We start from the raw sequence: 15,562 nt of genomic DNA, 5'->3' as shown, positions 1-15,562 counted from the left end.
AAGCACCCAAATGGGCCGCAAGGCGATGCCCTTTACCGTTCATTCAAGGCTGCCTGCGAGCGTGATGGTCGAAGGGGTTTGCACTGGGAAAGTGTAGCTCTGCCCACAGGCAAGACGCGGTTTGATGAGTATCAGCGTACAGACCGAAAACGCACCGACCGGTGCAGATGGCGGCGATGCGGCGGTCGCCAAGCGGACGAAGCGTGCGCGCCTTTCCAGGCGTGAAACGCCGCGTTACGCTCCCCTTTTCTATCTTTCATCCATCGGGTCTTTGGTGTGCCTGGCGCTTGCCATGCCGGCCGCGATCACTGCCATGCGTGATACGGCCCAAATGGTGCTCGTTGCAGCGCTATCGGCGCATTTGGTGGCGCTTGGCCTGTTCACGCTGGCAAAGCGGGTTCGCGAAGGCGCGTTTCTGTCGGCCATGTGCTTCATCGGGCTTTTGTCCTGGGGCACGTCGCTCACCGGTGGTCTTTCGTCGCCCTTGTTGGTCCTCTTCATGCTTGCGCCGATTGAGGCGATGCTAACGCGGCGTGCCGGTTACACGCAGCTTGTCTTCATGGCGACGCTGGTTGGCCTTATCCTGGCAACGATGCTCGCCAAGCCGATGGGTGCGGGCTTTACCATGTCATCGTTTCAAGCGACCCTGATGACGACGCTTGGCGTGCTCTACGCGCTCAGCCTTGCGGCACGCATCCTGCGGGCCAACTCCTTGAAGGATGTGCGTGCGCAAGCCGCGCGCCGCGCCATCGAACAGTTTCACCGGGTCACCCATGATGTATTTTTGATCGTCGAGCGCGACGGCACCGTCTTGCAGGCGTTTGGCGCCCTGCGTTCGGTGCTTGATTGTGATGCTGGCGGCATGGCGCGCTCCGGTCTCATGCAACGCATTCATGTTTCCGATCGCCCAAGCTTTTTGGCGACACTTGACCGGGTCAGCGCGACCGGCAACCGCGACACCGTCGAAGTTCGGCTTCGCACCGGCGAAGATGGTTCCCCCCAACGGTTCATTTGGGCTGAAATCGATCTTTCTATGCTGCCCGGGTCGACCGCTGAGCGTGAAATCTGCGCGTTGGTACGCGACATCAGCGCCGTCAAACAACGCGCCTCGGAACTGACACTGGCTCGCGAAAAAGCCGAGGCTTCCGATGCCGCAAAGGGCCGTTTCCTGGCGACGATGAGCCATGAGTTGCGCACGCCGCTCAACGCGATCATCGGGTTTGCCGATATTCTCGATGAGGAAGTGTTCGGAGCGTTGGGCAACGACCAGCAGCGCGAGTATGTCGGCCTCATTCGCGAGTCCGGCGGCCATCTCCTGCAACTCGTCAACGATTTGCTCGACATGTCGAAACTCGATGCTGGCCATTTCCAGATTGTCGCCGAGCCGTTCTCGCTGACAACTGTGGTGGATCGCTGCACGCGGCTGGTCAGCCAGCAGATTGAAAAGGCCGGCCTGACGCTAACAATCGATGTGCCCGATACGCTCCCAGAGCTTGTCGCCGATCAGCGCGCGGTGCGTCAGGTTTTGATCAACCTGTTGTCGAACGCCTGCAAGTTTACCCCAAAGGGCGGCACGATAACGCTGCGCGCACGCAAAGATGCCGGCAATCTTGTTCTATCGGTCATCGACACGGGCATTGGGATTGCTGCCAAGGATCTGGGCAAGATCGGCCAGCCGTTCTTCCAGGCCAACAATGCCTATGACCGCGATCACCAGGGCACCGGCCTCGGGCTTTCGGTGGTCAAAGGGCTTTGCGAACTCCACACCGGATCGCTTTCGATCTCCAGTGTTGAAGGCGAGGGGACAACCGTCACCGTGCGCATTCCGTTCAACGGCCCAAAGGCCTGCGCGAATGGCCAAACCGAAACCAACGTTGCCAACACCGTGGTCCTCGCCAAGCTCCAGCGTGAACGCTCTGCCGCCAATCCCGAGCCGCAGAAGGCTGGCAACTTGATGCCGGACGCCGGTTCACCGCAACAAGATTTGTTTGAAGAAGAAGGGCAGCGCGCTCATGGTTAGGCACGAACCCACCCTGGACGGTCGCGAAGAAGCACTCGACCAGCGCTATGTGTACCATCGGCCGGGTCGCGGCGCGCAAGGCCACGATGCGTATGGCGATGATGGGTATGATGACGGCTATGGTTATGACGACGAGCCCTACGGCCTGATCGACCGCATTCTTGCAGCGCCCGGCAAACTGGCCGTCACCACCGTCGCGCTGGTTGCCTTTGCCGTCGTAGGTGTGAACGCCGCCTACATGCAGCCTGGCGCCCACCCGGCGCCGCTCCTCTCGACGCGCGATCAAGCCCCTGCACTTGCCTTGCCACTCGACGGAAGTCGGTTGCAGGAGCGCGCAATCACGATGGCTCCGGCACCAATCGTGCCGCCGTCGCGCAGCTATGACGCCACGGCCTCGATTCCTTTGCAATCGGCAACGACGCAGGATGACATCGCTTCGTTGATCGAGCGCCAGCCCTACGCCGTACCGACACCGACGCCGCGGCCGCAGTTTGCGGCAGCGCCCGTCATCCAACCGACGGCGACGATACTCGCCGCGCAACGTCCAAGTGCGCCCGTGCCGCGTCGGGTTGAAACGATCGCGGTGAATGATCCGATCGGTGCTCTGCTTGCGCCGGTGGTCACACCCAATCCAACGGCCGGCACCAACCAACCCTTGCCGCCCTCGGCCGCGACACGCTCGGCCCAGCCGCTTGTCGCTGCGGTGCAGGCGGTATTGGCCGATATGGGCTATCAGCCCGGCAGCATTGACGGCGTGATCGGACCGAGTACCGAAGAGGCCATCCGCCGCTTCCAATTGCGCCGCGCGCTTGAGCCAAATGGTCAGATTACCAATGATCTGCTGCGCGAAATCGAGCGCGTGACCGGCACGCGGATCACGTCATCTTAGGCAGCGCCGGCGCTAAAACGCCACCGTTTCGGCGACCAGAAAGTCGACCACATCGCGCAGTGCTTCTTTGGGCGTTGCGCCGTCCTCTATTCGTTCGCGATAGTGCGCAAGCTGGCGGTCCGCCGACGTTCCTTGTTCGCCTATGGTGCGCAGATGGGCGAGCTCGTCCTCGCAGCCTAGCTCGCGCGCATCTTCATCTAGAAGATCGATCAACTCCTCAATGAGCTCGGTCATCGGTACCAGTTCGCCACGGCCGAAATCGACCATCTCGCCTTGCACACCATGGCGTTGGGCAAGCCAGCGGTTCTCTTCGATCAGAAAGTGCGAGTAGCTGCGCCACTTCTGGTTTTTCCCGCGCAATCGGAAGAGCATGCGCGTCAGGCATTGAAAAAGCGCCGCCACGGCCGCGGCATCGGCCACGTTGGTGCACACATCGGCGATGCGCATTTCCAGGGTCGGAAACTTGTCGGACGGTCGCAGGTCCCACCAGACTTTTGTTGCGTCCTCGATCAGGCCGACCCGCACCAACGTATTGATCGTGCGCTGATACTCCGAATAGCCCGCAAACTGTTCCGGCAGGCCGGTGCGTGGCATTTCGTCAAACACCGCCAGGCGGTAGCTCTTGAGCCCCGATACGTTCCCCCGCCAGAAGGGCGACGAAGTCGTTAGCGCCAGCAGATGCGGCATGAAATAGGTGAGCTGGGCCATCAAATCGATACGCAGATCATCATCCTCGATCCCGACATGCACATGCATGCCGCAGATCACCAGCCGCGCCACCACCATTTTCAGATCGTCCGCCAGAGCGTTGTAGCGCTCCTTGTCGGTATGGATCAGCCGGTCCCACTCGGCGAACGGATGCGTCGAAGCGGCCATCGGTGCAAGCCCATAAGGCGCGCTGGCAGCGTTGAGGCAGCTGCGCATGTGTTGAAGCTGCGCGCGGGCTTCGGCCACCGTTTCGCAGACCGGTGTCCCAACCTCGATCTGACAGCGCAGAAATTCGTGCGTGACCTGATCGCCAAGGACGTCCTTGCATGCTTCGAACGCGGCTTCGGGAGGATTGGCGGCTAAATCTCGGCTTTCCCTCTCCACCAGCAAATATTCTTCTTCCATGCCCAGGGTGAAGGAGGGAGTTTTTGTCATGCCGATTCCTTGGGCTAAGCCCTTAGGTGAAAACGCCATTCAAGACGTGACCGATGCCAAATGCAACGATCGCGGCCGAGAGCCCGATGGCGAGCGTTTCCAAACTGGACCGCCACCAGGGGGTGAGCGACCATCGGCTCTTGCCCCAGCCGATGCCCGCAAAGGTCAACGCGGTAGCAACCAAGGCGATCCATCCGGCATTGGGAACGGCGAACAGGAAGGGCACGAGCGGCACCAGTCCGCAGACCAGAAACCCGCCGAAGGTCGCGATCGCAGCGCGCATCGGCGAGCGCCGGGCAGCCGCAACGCCATACTCTTCGGCCAGCATGGTGGAGATCCAGACCTCGCGGTTGGCGGTGATGACCTCAACCGCATCGTCTAAGATTTTTCCGGCAAAGCCCTTGGCCGCAAAGATTTGCCGGATCTCTTCGCGCTCGCCATCGGGATAGCGTGCAATGTGATCCGCCTCGACTGCGCGCAACCGCGCGGCGTCATCATTGTCTGCCTTGGTGCCAAGATAGTTTCCCGCCGCCATGGACAGCCCGTCGGCCAGCAGATTGGCAAATCCGAGTATCAGGATGATCTTCGCTGACAGCGACGCGCCTAAACTGCCGGCAACGATGGCAAACGTCGTCACGGCACCGTCGATCCCGCCATAAACCCAGTCCTGCAGATAGTTGACCCGGTGTCCGTCGCGCAGGCGTTCGGCAATCCCGTCAGGTGTGTGAGAGTGATCTGTCTGGCTCATGATGACACCTTAGCGCTTCTTTAGAACCATTCCATAGTGTTGCCGCAAAGCCCGCTATGCGTTCGATCAACCCGGCGCGCGGGCGTTAGGCGTGTTGCAATCATTGAAATTGACGCCGGTCTCCATTAGGAACCGCCCATCCTTCGTCCTTTTTGTCTGTTTTACCCCGTGAGGCCGAAGGGTTTTTGGGAGAGAGTATTATGCCAATGTCGAAACTGCCGTCCCGCCCTCTGGCCGATTGGAGCCCAAGTTCCTGGCGTTCCAAGCCGATCCTGCAGGTTCCGACCTATCCCGACGCCCAGGCCGTTGAGGATGTCGAGGCACGGCTTGCCTCCTATCCCCCGCTCGTTTTTGCAGGTGAGGCCCGCAGTCTGCGCGCTGAACTGGCGCGGGTGGCCAAAGGTGAAGCGTTTCTGCTTCAAGGCGGTGATTGCGCCGAAAGTTTCGCCGAACATGGCGCGGACAATATCCGCGACTTCTTCCGCGCGTTCCTGCAGATGGCGATTGTGCTGACCTATGGCTCGGCCCGTCCGGTTGTGAAGGTTGGTCGATTGGCGGGCCAGTTCGCCAAGCCGCGTTCCTCCGATATTGAGAAGCGCGATGGCGAAGAGCTGCCCTCCTACCGCGGCGACATCATCAATGGCATCGACTTCAACGCGGCCTCGCGCATTCCCGATCCGGCCCGCCAGGACATGGCCTATCGCCAGTCGGCGGCCACGCTGAACCTGGTGCGCGCTTTCGCGTCGGGGGGATATGCCAACCTTGAGAATGTTCAGGAATGGATGCTCGGCTTTGTCGCCGACAGCCCGCAAGGCGAGCGCTATCAGGAGCTTGCTCAGCGGATTTCTGAGACCATGGATTTCATGCGCGCCATCGGCATCACGTCCGATCAATATGCGCGCCTGCGCGAAACCGACTTCTACACCAGCCATGAAGCACTGCTGCTTGGCTATGAAGAGGCGATGACCCGCAAGGACTCCACGTCCGATGATCCCGACGCCTGGTACACGACCTCCGGGCACATGATCTGGATCGGCGACCGCACGCGCCAGCTCGACCATGCTCATGTCGAGTTTGCCCGTGGCGTGCGCAACCCGATTGGCATGAAGTGTGGCCCCTCCATGGAAGCCGACGATATGCTGCGCCTCATTGACCGGTTGAACCCGCTCAATGATCCAGGCCGCCTGACCCTCATTGCCCGCTTCGGCCACGACAAGGTGGAAGCCCATCTGCCGGACCTCATCCGTGCGGTGGAACGTGAAGGCAAATCTGTTGTTTGGTCCTGTGATCCGATGCACGGCAACACGATCACCGCCAACAATTACAAGACGCGTCCGTTCGAGCGCATCCTTGGCGAGGTCGAAGCCTTCTTCGATGTTCACGAGGCCGAAGGCACCTATCCTGGCGGCATCCATGTGGAAATGACAGGCAAGAATGTCACCGAATGCATGGGTGGCGCCCGCGCCATTACCGCTGAGGACTTGCAGGACCGCTACCACACCCATTGCGACCCGCGCCTCAATGCTGACCAGGCACTGGAGCTGGCGTTCTTGGTGTCGGAGCGCCTCAAAAAGGGCCGCACCAGCGCGCCGGTGGAACTGCCTCAGGCGGTGTAATCAACCGCACTCATCACCGAAAAAGCGGGGCTTCGGCTCCGCTTTTTTTGTTGAACGTTCGGATGACGAACCGCCAGCTAAGCGGCTTGTTCCTCGTCCTCATCTTCATCCCAGTACCACCAGGCCACCGCATAGGTGATGGCAAAGTAGATGCCGAATGTCACCGGCCCTGATGCGACATTGTAAGTGACCCAGAGATCGGTGGAGGTGTTGCGCCACACAAGTTCGTTAGCACCAGCCAGCGTAAGCGCAAGGCCGATCCAGGCAAAGTGCAGAACGGTCCACCCGGTTGGGATCATCTCCAGCTTGTAGCCCATCGACCGCTGCAACATACTCGGTCTCGCCAGCATTCCAGCGGTCAAAATCAGCGCGAATGAAACGCCGCCAATCGTTGGTTTGATTTTGATAAAACGTTCATCGTCCTGCACAAGCCCAGCGCCCAACATGACAACCGAGAGCAGAACGGTCGAAATCGCCAAAAACGGCAATTGGCCATCGATACGATAGCGCAACAACACCGCAACGATGGCGGCCAGAATGGCCGCAGCCGTTGCCACGTAAAGGGTCGAAACAGCGTTGATGGCCAAAAAGACCAGACCTGGCAGAAACTCGAGAAGAAGGCGACGATCCAAGTCTGACTTATCCTTGGTTAAGGGGGAGGGCTTCGGCACCGAATGGCCGTAAGTAGCAGCGGAAATGTGGCGCGCGCAACAATCGTAGGGTCGCAGCGCAACGGACCAAAACCGCTGGTAGCAACCCGATCATTGTTGAGTTTCATCGAACGGCACGTCGCGCATTGGCCGGCTTGTTGGCAACGGTCCGCGCGTCTACGGTCCGGCCACTGATCCTGTCCGCAAGGCGATACAAAGGCCACGCCATGACCAGAATGCCAACCTTGTTCGTGTCGCACGGCGGGCCCAATGTGGTCACCGACCCGTCACCGGCGCGCGACTTCCTGCGCAGCCTCTCCAGTTTCGCGCCCAAACCCGACGCCATCGTCATCGCCTCGGCCCACTTCGAAGCGCCAGGGCCAAGCCTCATGCGTGATGCTGCCCCGGGAATGATCTATGACTTTGGCGGCTTTGCACCTGAACTTTATGACATGGTCTATGCAGCACCAGGTCACCCGGCGCTGGCGGATAAGGTGGTCGGCCTGCTGAACGCGGCGGGGTTCGAACCCAATACCGTTGAGCAGCGTGGCTATGACCATGGGATGTGGAATCCGCTGATCCTGGCTTACCCTGAGGCCGACATACCGGTCGTTGGGCTATCCACCGATCCACATCAAGACGGCACATGGCATCTGCGTGCTGGTCGGGCGTTGGCACCGTTGCGTGCAGAAAACGTTTTGGTGATCGGCAGTGGCCATATCACCCACAATCTGCGCGAGGTGATTGGTCTGATGCGCGGCAAACCGGCAACGCCGGGGTTTGGCCATAAGGTCAGCGCCTTCACAGACTGGTTTCACGGCGCATTAACAGAGGGCGACGAGGGCGCGCTGGCCAACTGGAAAAGCGAGGCGCCCTACGTGGCAGACAATCATCCAACCGATGAACATCTCATGCCGCTTTTCACCGCCTATGGCGCGGCGGGCGAGGGCGCAACGGGTGAACGCATTCACAACTCCACAGAATTTGATGGCGTTTTTGCCTGGGACGCCTACAGATTCACCTAATTTGCTCAAAGTGAACAAAAGGGTTGTTGCAAGCCTCCCAGCGCGGCGTTAGAGCGGTGGCATGACCAACACTGTTCCAAACTCCCTGAAGATCGCCGTCGCACAGCTGAACCCCGTGATGGGAGATTTGGCCGCCAATGTTTTGATGGCCCGCGACGCGCGCTTGGAAGCCAAGCTGCTGGGTGCGGATCTCGTCGCCTTCGGCGAGCTGTTCATTTCGGGCTATCCGCCGGAAGACCTAGTCGACAAGAACGCCTTTCTGCACGCCTGCCGCGAAGCGTGTGAGGAACTGGCTAAGGAAACCGAGGGCAGTGGTCCATCGATCTTGATGGGAACGCCTTGGCTCACCGATGACGGCAAACGGTACAATGCGGTCGTCCTGATGGAAGGCGGCAAGGTCACGGCGATGCGCGCCAAGGTCGATCTACCCAACTATTCGGTGTTTGACGAAAAACGCGTGTTCGATGCTGGCCCCATGCCCGGCCCGATCGATTTTCGCGGCGTGCGCCTTGGCGTTCCGGTGTGCGAGGATGCCTGGTCAGAAGACGTGCCGGAGTGCTTGGCCGAGACGGGAGCCGAACTCCTGATCGTGCCCAACGGCTCGCCCTGGTGGGAAGCCAAGAACGAGGAGCGCCAGCAGGTCATGGTGCAGCGCGTCGTCGAGACCGACTTGCCGCTTCTCTACATCAACCAACTCGGCGGACAGGATGAGCTGGTGTTCGATGGCGGCTCGTTTGCGCTCGCCAAGGACCGCACGCTGGCGCTGCAAATGCCGCAGTTCGAGTCGGGTGTTCAGATGGTCGAGGCCGTGCGCGAAGCCGAAGGCTGGACATTTGCCCGTGGACCGCTCGCCAAACTGCCCGACGATCTGGAGGCCGACTGGCGCGCCTGCGTGATGGGTCTTGGCGACTATGTGAACAAGAACGGATTTCCCGGTGTCGTGCTTGGCCTGTCAGGCGGGATCGACTCGGCCATCTGCGCGGCCATGGCGGTTGACGCGCTGGGTCCAGGCCGCGTGCACTGCGTGATGATGCCCTACGAATACACCGCCCAGCACTCTCTGGAGGATGCAGAGGCCTGCGCCAAGGCGCTCGGCGTGCGCTACGACGTCGTGGAAATCCATGCGCCGGTTGAGGGGTTTCTCAGCGCGCTTGGCCCCTTGTTTGAAGGCACCGAGTCCGGTGTGACCGAGGAAAACCTGCAGTCCCGTACACGCGGTACGATCCTAATGGCACTGTCGAACAAGTTCGGCTCGATGGTGGTTACCACAGGCAATAAGTCTGAAATGTCAGTGGGGTATGCCACGCTTTATGGCGATATGAACGGCGGCTTCAACCCAATCAAAGACGTCTACAAAACCGATGTCTACCGGATGGCTGCCTGGCGCAATGGCCATCATCCTGATGAACTGCGCGGACCGGCCGGCGAAGTGATCCCCGAGCGGATCATCACCAAGGCGCCGTCCGCCGAGCTGCGCCCCGACCAGACCGACCAGGACTCGCTGCCCGAATATGACGTGCTCGATGGTATTTTGCGCGGGCTGGTGGAGGACGAAAAATCGATCAGCGATATCGTCGCCGACGGCTATGAAGTGGAAACGGTTGGGCGGATCGAGCATTTGCTTTATATCGCCGAGTACAAGCGTCGGCAGGCTGCGCCTGGCGTGAAACTCACCAGCCGCGCCTTTGGCCGTGACCGGCGTTATCCCATAACCAACCGCTTCCGGGACCGCCGCGATCCGGCCCATCCCTCAGGCACTTCGGATTAGTATGACTGTTGTTCGTTTCGCCCCGTCTCCAACGGGCTATCTGCACATCGGCAATGCCCGTACGGCTTTGTTCAACGCTTTGTTTGCGTTGAAGACTGGTGGCCAGTTCGTGCTGCGCCTGGACGACACCGACACCGCCCGCTCGACCCAGAAATTCGCCGACACCATCCAAGAGGACATCGCCTGGCTCGGCATTAAAGTCGACCGGCTGGAAAAGCAGTCAGCGCGCATGGCTCGCTATGATGGTGTGCGCGACGAGTTGAAGGCCAAGGGCCTGCTATATGCCTGCTATGAGACCGCCGAAGAGCTGGACTATAAGCGCAAGCGTCAGATGGCCCTTGGCAAGCCGCCGATCTACGATCGCACAGGGCTGAACCTATCCGATGAAGAGCGCAAAGAGCTGGAAGCTGAAGGCCGGACGCCTCATTGGCGCTTCAAACTGACCGGCAAGCGTGTGGAGTGGAACGATCTCTGCAAAGGCCCGCAAGCCATTGATACCGCATCGCAATCTGATCCCGTGCTGATCCGCGAAGACGGCACCTATCTTTACACACTGCCCTCAATCATCGACGACATCGACTTCGCCATCACCCATGTGATCCGCGGTGAGGATCATGTGTCGAACACTGGTACGCAGATCGAGATCTTCGAGGCCCTTGGCGCCAGCGCGCCGCAATGGGGGCACCACAATCTGCTGATCGCTGCCGATGGGTCGGCCCTTTCCAAGCGTGAAGGATCTCTGTCATTGAAGGCTTTGCGGGAGGAGGGCACCCAGCCCATGGCGGTGGCCAGCGTCGCAACCCTGGTCGGGACTTCGATGGCCATTGCGCCGCGCGAGAGCCTGGCGGCCCTGGCCGAAGACTTTGATTTGTCGAAGGTTTCTTCTGGCCCGGCGCGCTTTGAGCCGAAGCAGATCGCGGACTTTTCCGCCCAGATGGTCCATGCCCTGGAGCCGGCGGATGTGGCCGACACGCTCGAGCAGATCGGCGTTCCCAACGACCTCCAGGCGGACTTCTGGCTGGCGGTGCGCAAGAACTGCAACGCCCCTCAGGATGCCGAGGCCTGGTGGCAGATGCTCAACGCGCAAAGCGTTGAATCCAATCTGGAAAACGATGATGTCGCCTACATCCAGACGGCTATTGCTCAGCTGCCTGAGGGCGCCATCACGTCGGAAACCTGGGGTGTATGGACGGGCGCGCTGAAGGCAGAGACCGGACGCAAGGGCAAGGGTCTTTTCATGCCGTTGCGCAAGGCACTCACCGGCATGGAGCGCGGTCCCGAAATGGGTCCGATCATCGTTCTGCTTGGTCGCGACAAAGTGCTAGACCGTCTGGAACAAGCCGCCCGTTAGTCGCGACAAACCCCAAGAACGTCGCGACGATTAGTTGGCGAAATATCCATAGTCAGGTCCGACCCTGCGAACCATTTGCTCGCCATCCTGTTCTGGACGGGTGAGGGAGCGTAGAGCGGAAAAACTCACCCCCGCATCGTCGAGTGCACGTGTCTCCGGATCGCTGGCCATGTCCGGCCGCGCCGTCGGCTGTGGAACCTGCGGACCGGTCGGTCCCGTGGCGGCAGATCCATTGGCCGCCCGCAATTCTTCGAGCACCGCCGCCGAGGGCGTGCAGCGATTGTCCGGGTCGAAATTCTCCCGGTAGGCAAACGCATAGCCTTGCGTGGTGTAAGGCTCGCCGGTCAGCGTGTTGATCATGGCGTCAACCTGCTCACCGGGATTGCGATAAGCGTAAAGTTCGACACTCGTTCCCGGGCACATGGCGGCGCAGAGGCCGCGATCCTCATCGAACCGGTCGCGCGTCGTTGAAAAGCTGATCGGCCAATAGAAACCGTCACTCGTGCGCACGCACATGGTGCGGTAGGTGCCGCCCCAGCCGCGATACTCCGGCTCGCGCAGAAACTCGCCCGGCCGGTCGAAACCGCGACCAGAGGGCTGGCCCGGAAACACGATGCCGGACGGATCGGCCGGTCGGCGCGCCACATAGGTCGGCTGCGAGCGAATGCCGAAGATCGCTTCCAGCAGATTGCCCGGCTGAACCGCTTGTTGAATTTGCTGTTGTCTCTGGCCCGGTCCGCATTGGGTGGCAAAGACCCGCTCCAACTCGGCGATCCGCGCCATGTCACGCCCGCCGCCGGAGCGCGCCAATTGACGCTGCATCTGGCTCAAGTTGGCCTGCATCTGGGTGAGGGTTGCCACGATCGATCCACATTGCGGTGATGCGCCAAAGGCGCACTGGAACCGGTCATAGGCGCCTTGCGCCCGCGCCAGTTCGCGCATCTGCTGGTTGACGGCTTGTTGCAATTGGCCGGACCCGCCGCCACCGCCATTGTGCAGGGCGGCGAGCTCACCCTGGATACGTGCGCAAGAATTTTGAGCTTGGGCTTGCGTGGTGAAGCCCAGACCGATGGCAAAAAACACCGCACCGAACGACAGCCCCAGCTTCCTGGAGCGCCGCTTAAGAGCCTGTGTCCAATCGTGTTTGGCGTTTGCCGTCACGTTCATCCATCCATCGGTTGCCGAACTCGCATCGCGCCGAGCGCTCAACGCCCAAACCGACCTCTGCGTTCCGACCTTTGCCGACCCTATCATAGCAGGGTTAGCCAAAGGTTGGTCGAACCTTAGGGCAGGCTTAATGAACCCAGGATGAATACTGGTCTTGGCGGGCTTGAACGCGTGCAAAAGGGCGCAGATCGAAGGGTTGCAGCCGTTCGCGGGCGCAGGGCGTCAGACCCATCTCGGTGGACTTGGCCGTGTAGGCGGCGACCTCTTTCGCATCCTCGACTTCGAGCACGGCATTCTCGCCGGCCTTCAGCCAAAGCATTGCGAACAAACGGCTTTCCTCGTGAGTCAGACTCATGCTGTAACCTTCCCTGATCGATCGACCCCTCTCTTGGCGGAGGTTGCCGATTGCGGATCTCAAGTTGCGGCACACTGCACCAGCCCCATCCGGCGCGCCGTGTTGTTCATCACACCTTCGGTGCGCATGTGTCGCTCAACGCAACCTGCACACCTGCACTGACAAATGGATTAAGGCTTGACGAGTTTGCTCAAAACACGGCAGGGAAAAGGCCATGTTTAGGCCGTGTGATTATCAAACCCTTGCCAACTTGGTTGCAATTGCAGTCATTGGCGCAGATGAGATTTGCAGCTAGCGCACCCATCGCTGGCACGGCCCCGTTTTGCTCCCATCCTACTAAAAACGGTTCCTCGCCAGCGGCGATGAACGACGTGGTATGGCCAGATTTCTGGCAATGGAAAGAGCGAAATGACCTTGCAGTTCACCAACACCGCTACCCGCACCAAGGAACCCTTCGTTCCGATCGATGAAACGAACGTGCGCATGTATGTGTGCGGACCGACGGTTTATGATTTTGCCCATATCGGCAATGCCCGCCCCGCGGTGGTGTTCGACGTGCTCTTTCGTCTGCTCCGCCATGTCTATGGCGAGGATCACGTCACCTATGTGCGCAACATCACCGACGTCGATGACAAGATCAACGCGCGCGCTGCGCGCGACTTCCCCGATCTGCCGCTGAACGAGGCGATTGCGCGGGTGACCGAAAAAACCACCGCGCAATACCATGCTGATCTGGAAGCGCTGGGCTGCCTTCAGCCAAGCGAAGAGCCGCGCGCCACCCAACATATCGGCGGTATGATCGTGATGATCGAAACGCTGATCGCCAAGGGCAATGCCTATGTCGCCGACGGCCCGGAGGGCAAGGAGGTGCTGTTCGACACTGCGAGCATGGACGGATCATCCGGGCCGAGATATGGCGCGCTCTCGAAACGCAATCTGGATGAGCAGAAGGCCGGCGCGCGTGTCGATGTTGAGGGCCACAAAAAGAACCCCGGTGACTTTGTGCTCTGGAAACAGTCCTCAGCCGAAGAGCCAGGCTGGGACAGCCCCTGGGGTAGGGGGCGTCCGGGCTGGCACATCGAATGCTCGGTGATGAGCGCCCACCATCTGGGCGAAACGTTCGACATTCATGGCGGCGGGCTGGACCTGATCTTCCCCCATCATGAAAATGAGATCGCCCAAAGCTGCTGCGCCCATGGGACGGAGAAGATGGCCAACACCTGGCTGCACAATGGCTTTGTGCAGGTCGAAGGCCGCAAGATGTCGAAGTCAGAGGGTAACTTCGTCACCATTCATGATGTGCTGAATACCGAGAAAGTGGGTGGCCGCAAATGGCCGGGCGAAGTGGTTCGCCTCGCACTCCTCATGACCCACTATCGCGAGCCGCTGGATTTCTCTGTCAAGCGGCTGGAAGAGGCGGAAAACCTGATGGCCAAATGGCCCGAGCCCGAAACCAGCGATACGCCGTGCCCACCCGAAGTGTTTGAAGCCTTATTGGATGATTTGAACACGCCTGCGGCGCTCCAGGGTATGCAGCGTTTGTGCGGGCGCGACACGGCTGCGTTTGCAGCCGCCGCAGCGGTGCTGGGCGTTTCCAAGGCGGCTGTACCCAGCGTTGAGCTTTCGCCCGCCGAAGCGGAAATTATCGACCGTGAAGTCGCTACACGCCTCGGCTTTATCGCCAACAAAGACTGGAGCAACGCCGACCGCATTCGCGACGCGCTGGCGCAAAAAGGCATCCAACTGAAAGACGGCAAAGACCCGGAGACGGGCGAGCGCATCACGACCTGGGAGGTGAAGCGATGAACGCCTCGCTTTCCGGTGGGTGCCAGTGCGGCGCGGTGCGCTACCGCGTGACCGGCACGCCCGAAACGCCGCATCTCTGCCATTGCCGTATGTGCCAGAAGGCTTCCGGCAATTACTTCCTGCCGCTCGCCTGGGCACCGGGCGACACGCTCACGATCACACGTGGCCAGCCGTCTTGGTTCCATTCCTCCGATCCGGTGCGTCGTGGTTTTTGCGGGAACTGCGGCACACCGCTGTTCTTCGATACGCTTGATTCCAAAGGCATGGCTTTCACCCTGGGCAGCCTCGATGACCCTGCCGCCCTGCCGCCGGAGATGAACGATGGCGAAGCGGGCCGTGTGCCGTTTTTCCATCGGCTTGGTGATCTTGGCTCCAAAGAAGTGGACCGCGATGCTCTGTCGCCGGTGATCGACGCCACCAACCACCAGCATCCCGACCGCGACACGGAAAGCTGGGAGGCGAAGCGATGAGCGGTCCTTACACAGGCGGCTGCCAATGTGGCGCCGTGCGCTATCGGTTCTCATCCCTTGGCCGGGCGTCCATCTGCCATTGCCGCATGTGCCAGAAGGCGATGGGCAACTACTTCGCGCCGCTTGTCGAGGTGGAAGGGTTTGAGTGGACGCGCGGCGAACGTGGCCTGTTTGCGTCCTCCAACCTGTCCAATCGCGGTTTCTGTGCGCAGTGCGGCACGCCGCTGACGCTTGAGACGGACGACATCGTGGAAGTGGCGATCGGCTCTCTTGATGATCCCTCTGTTGCACCGATTGAGTACCACGCCAACGTGACCGACAGGCATGAGACGGTTATGCACCTCCACACCATTCCTGACGCCGACCCGCAGCGCCGAGACGAGAATGACGCCTGGAACGCCCGCATTGTCTCGCGGCAGCACCCTGACCACGACACAGAAACGTGGGAGATGAAGGGATGAGTGCGCCATATCCTCATCCGTCATCCTCGCCCTTGTGGCGGGGATCCATTCCATCACGTCATCCGAACCAGGGTGTTGCCAGTGCCTGCACAG

General features: G+C 60.6%; 14 protein-coding genes. 9 read left to right on the top strand and 5 right to left on the bottom strand.

Going from position 1 to position 15,562, the window contains the following annotated elements:
* Positions 1-124 precede the first annotated feature (124 nt).
* The gene (locus tag JJ917_07835; GenBank protein ID MBO6698722.1) at positions 125-2,020 is read left to right on the top strand and encodes a PAS domain-containing sensor histidine kinase; all 1,896 of its coding nucleotides are present in this window, start codon (positions 125-127) and stop codon (positions 2,018-2,020) included.
* Positions 2,013-2,909 carry a peptidoglycan-binding protein gene (locus tag JJ917_07830; protein MBO6698721.1) on the top strand — a complete coding sequence of 299 codons (897 nt, stop codon included), beginning with the start codon at positions 2,013-2,015 and terminating at the stop codon, positions 2,907-2,909. The genes JJ917_07835 and JJ917_07830 overlap by 8 nt, the downstream gene beginning before the upstream one ends.
* Before the next feature lie 12 nt (positions 2,910-2,921).
* Here the strand turns inward: JJ917_07830 and JJ917_07825 are convergent, their stop codons facing one another.
* Positions 2,922-4,052 (bottom strand): carboxylate-amine ligase, encoded by a 1,131-nt coding sequence (locus tag JJ917_07825; protein MBO6698720.1) that lies wholly within the window; start codon positions 4,050-4,052, stop codon positions 2,922-2,924.
* Positions 4,053-4,074: 22 nt separating this feature from the next.
* Positions 4,075-4,800 carry a VIT1/CCC1 transporter family protein gene (locus JJ917_07820; protein MBO6698719.1) on the bottom strand — a complete coding sequence of 242 codons (726 nt, stop codon included), beginning with the start codon at positions 4,798-4,800 and terminating at the stop codon, positions 4,075-4,077.
* Positions 4,801-5,006: 206 nt separating this feature from the next.
* On the opposite strand from JJ917_07820, the gene JJ917_07815 reads away from it, so the two are divergent.
* Positions 5,007-6,416 (top strand): 3-deoxy-7-phosphoheptulonate synthase class II, encoded by a 1,410-nt coding sequence (locus JJ917_07815; protein MBO6698718.1) that lies wholly within the window; start codon positions 5,007-5,009, stop codon positions 6,414-6,416.
* Positions 6,417-6,493: 77 nt separating this feature from the next.
* On the opposite strand, the gene JJ917_07810 is transcribed toward JJ917_07815, so the two are convergent.
* Positions 6,494-7,048 (bottom strand): septation protein IspZ, encoded by a 555-nt coding sequence (locus JJ917_07810; protein MBO6698717.1) that lies wholly within the window; start codon positions 7,046-7,048, stop codon positions 6,494-6,496.
* Positions 7,049-7,293: 245 nt separating this feature from the next.
* Between JJ917_07810 and JJ917_07805 the strand changes: the two genes are divergently transcribed.
* From JJ917_07805 to JJ917_07795, 3 genes are all read left to right on the top strand, one after another.
* The gene (locus JJ917_07805) at positions 7,294-8,091 is read left to right on the top strand and encodes a dioxygenase (GenBank protein MBO6698716.1); all 798 of its coding nucleotides are present in this window, start codon (positions 7,294-7,296) and stop codon (positions 8,089-8,091) included.
* A 61-nt stretch (positions 8,092-8,152) separates the two neighbouring features.
* Positions 8,153-9,859 carry an NAD+ synthase gene (locus JJ917_07800; GenBank protein MBO6698715.1) on the top strand — a complete coding sequence of 569 codons (1,707 nt, stop codon included), beginning with the start codon at positions 8,153-8,155 and terminating at the stop codon, positions 9,857-9,859.
* A 1-nt stretch (position 9,860) separates the two neighbouring features.
* A complete protein-coding gene (locus tag JJ917_07795; GenBank protein MBO6698714.1) occupies positions 9,861-11,210 on the top strand; it encodes a glutamate--tRNA ligase in 1,350 nt (449 codons plus the stop codon).
* A 30-nt stretch (positions 11,211-11,240) separates the two neighbouring features.
* Here JJ917_07795 and JJ917_07790 read toward each other — a convergent pair whose 3' ends face one another.
* Both JJ917_07790 and JJ917_07785 read right to left on the bottom strand, forming a co-directional pair.
* On the bottom strand, positions 11,241-12,377 hold the full coding sequence (locus tag JJ917_07790) for a DUF2865 domain-containing protein (GenBank protein MBO6698713.1): 1,137 nt from the start codon (positions 12,375-12,377) through the stop codon (positions 11,241-11,243).
* Positions 12,378-12,504: 127 nt separating this feature from the next.
* Positions 12,505-12,732 (bottom strand): hypothetical protein, encoded by a 228-nt coding sequence (locus tag JJ917_07785; protein ID MBO6698712.1) that lies wholly within the window; start codon positions 12,730-12,732, stop codon positions 12,505-12,507.
* A 408-nt stretch (positions 12,733-13,140) separates the two neighbouring features.
* Between JJ917_07785 and JJ917_07780 the strand changes: the two genes are divergently transcribed.
* From JJ917_07780 to JJ917_07770, 3 genes are read left to right on the top strand one after another with little or no spacing between them, the layout of a single operon-like run.
* Positions 13,141-14,538 carry a cysteine--tRNA ligase gene (locus tag JJ917_07780; GenBank protein ID MBO6698711.1) on the top strand — a complete coding sequence of 466 codons (1,398 nt, stop codon included), beginning with the start codon at positions 13,141-13,143 and terminating at the stop codon, positions 14,536-14,538.
* Positions 14,535-15,008: a GFA family protein gene (locus JJ917_07775; protein MBO6698710.1), complete on the top strand. Its 474-nt coding sequence runs from the start codon at positions 14,535-14,537 to the stop codon at positions 15,006-15,008. The genes JJ917_07780 and JJ917_07775 overlap by 4 nt, the downstream gene beginning before the upstream one ends.
* Positions 15,005-15,469, top strand: coding sequence for a GFA family protein (locus tag JJ917_07770; protein MBO6698709.1), 465 nt, complete (start codon positions 15,005-15,007; stop codon positions 15,467-15,469). Before JJ917_07775 ends, JJ917_07770 begins: the two co-directional genes overlap by 4 nt.
* The last annotated feature ends 93 nt before the right edge of the window (positions 15,470-15,562 follow it).

Source organism: Hyphomicrobiales bacterium, from assembly GCA_017642935.1.
Classification (GTDB): domain Bacteria; phylum Pseudomonadota; class Alphaproteobacteria; order Rhizobiales; family MH13; genus MH13.
Note: the sequence above shows the minus strand (reverse complement) of the source record. Positions and strands in the feature narration are given on the sequence as shown.

Bases quoted from the DNA above. Each gene is read 5' to 3' on its own strand.
- JJ917_07835 (MBO6698722.1), top strand. From the start codon at position 125: ATGAGTATCAGCGTACAGACCGAAAACGCACCGACCGGTGCAGATGGC.
- JJ917_07830 (MBO6698721.1), top strand. From the start codon at position 2,013: ATGGTTAGGCACGAACCCACCCTGGACGGTCGCGAAGAAGCACTCGAC.
- JJ917_07825 (MBO6698720.1), bottom strand. From the start codon at position 4,052: ATGACAAAAACTCCCTCCTTCACCCTGGGCATGGAAGAAGAATATTTG.
- JJ917_07820 (MBO6698719.1), bottom strand. From the start codon at position 4,800: ATGAGCCAGACAGATCACTCTCACACACCTGACGGGATTGCCGAACGC.
- JJ917_07815 (MBO6698718.1), top strand. From the start codon at position 5,007: ATGTCGAAACTGCCGTCCCGCCCTCTGGCCGATTGGAGCCCAAGTTCC.
- JJ917_07805 (MBO6698716.1), top strand. From the start codon at position 7,294: ATGACCAGAATGCCAACCTTGTTCGTGTCGCACGGCGGGCCCAATGTG.
- JJ917_07800 (MBO6698715.1), top strand. From the start codon at position 8,153: ATGACCAACACTGTTCCAAACTCCCTGAAGATCGCCGTCGCACAGCTG.
- JJ917_07795 (MBO6698714.1), top strand. From the start codon at position 9,861: ATGACTGTTGTTCGTTTCGCCCCGTCTCCAACGGGCTATCTGCACATC.
- JJ917_07790 (MBO6698713.1), bottom strand. From the start codon at position 12,377: ATGAACGTGACGGCAAACGCCAAACACGATTGGACACAGGCTCTTAAG.
- JJ917_07785 (MBO6698712.1), bottom strand. From the start codon at position 12,732: ATGAGTCTGACTCACGAGGAAAGCCGTTTGTTCGCAATGCTTTGGCTG.
- JJ917_07780 (MBO6698711.1), top strand. From the start codon at position 13,141: ATGACCTTGCAGTTCACCAACACCGCTACCCGCACCAAGGAACCCTTC.
- JJ917_07775 (MBO6698710.1), top strand. From the start codon at position 14,535: ATGAACGCCTCGCTTTCCGGTGGGTGCCAGTGCGGCGCGGTGCGCTAC.
- JJ917_07770 (MBO6698709.1), top strand. From the start codon at position 15,005: ATGAGCGGTCCTTACACAGGCGGCTGCCAATGTGGCGCCGTGCGCTAT.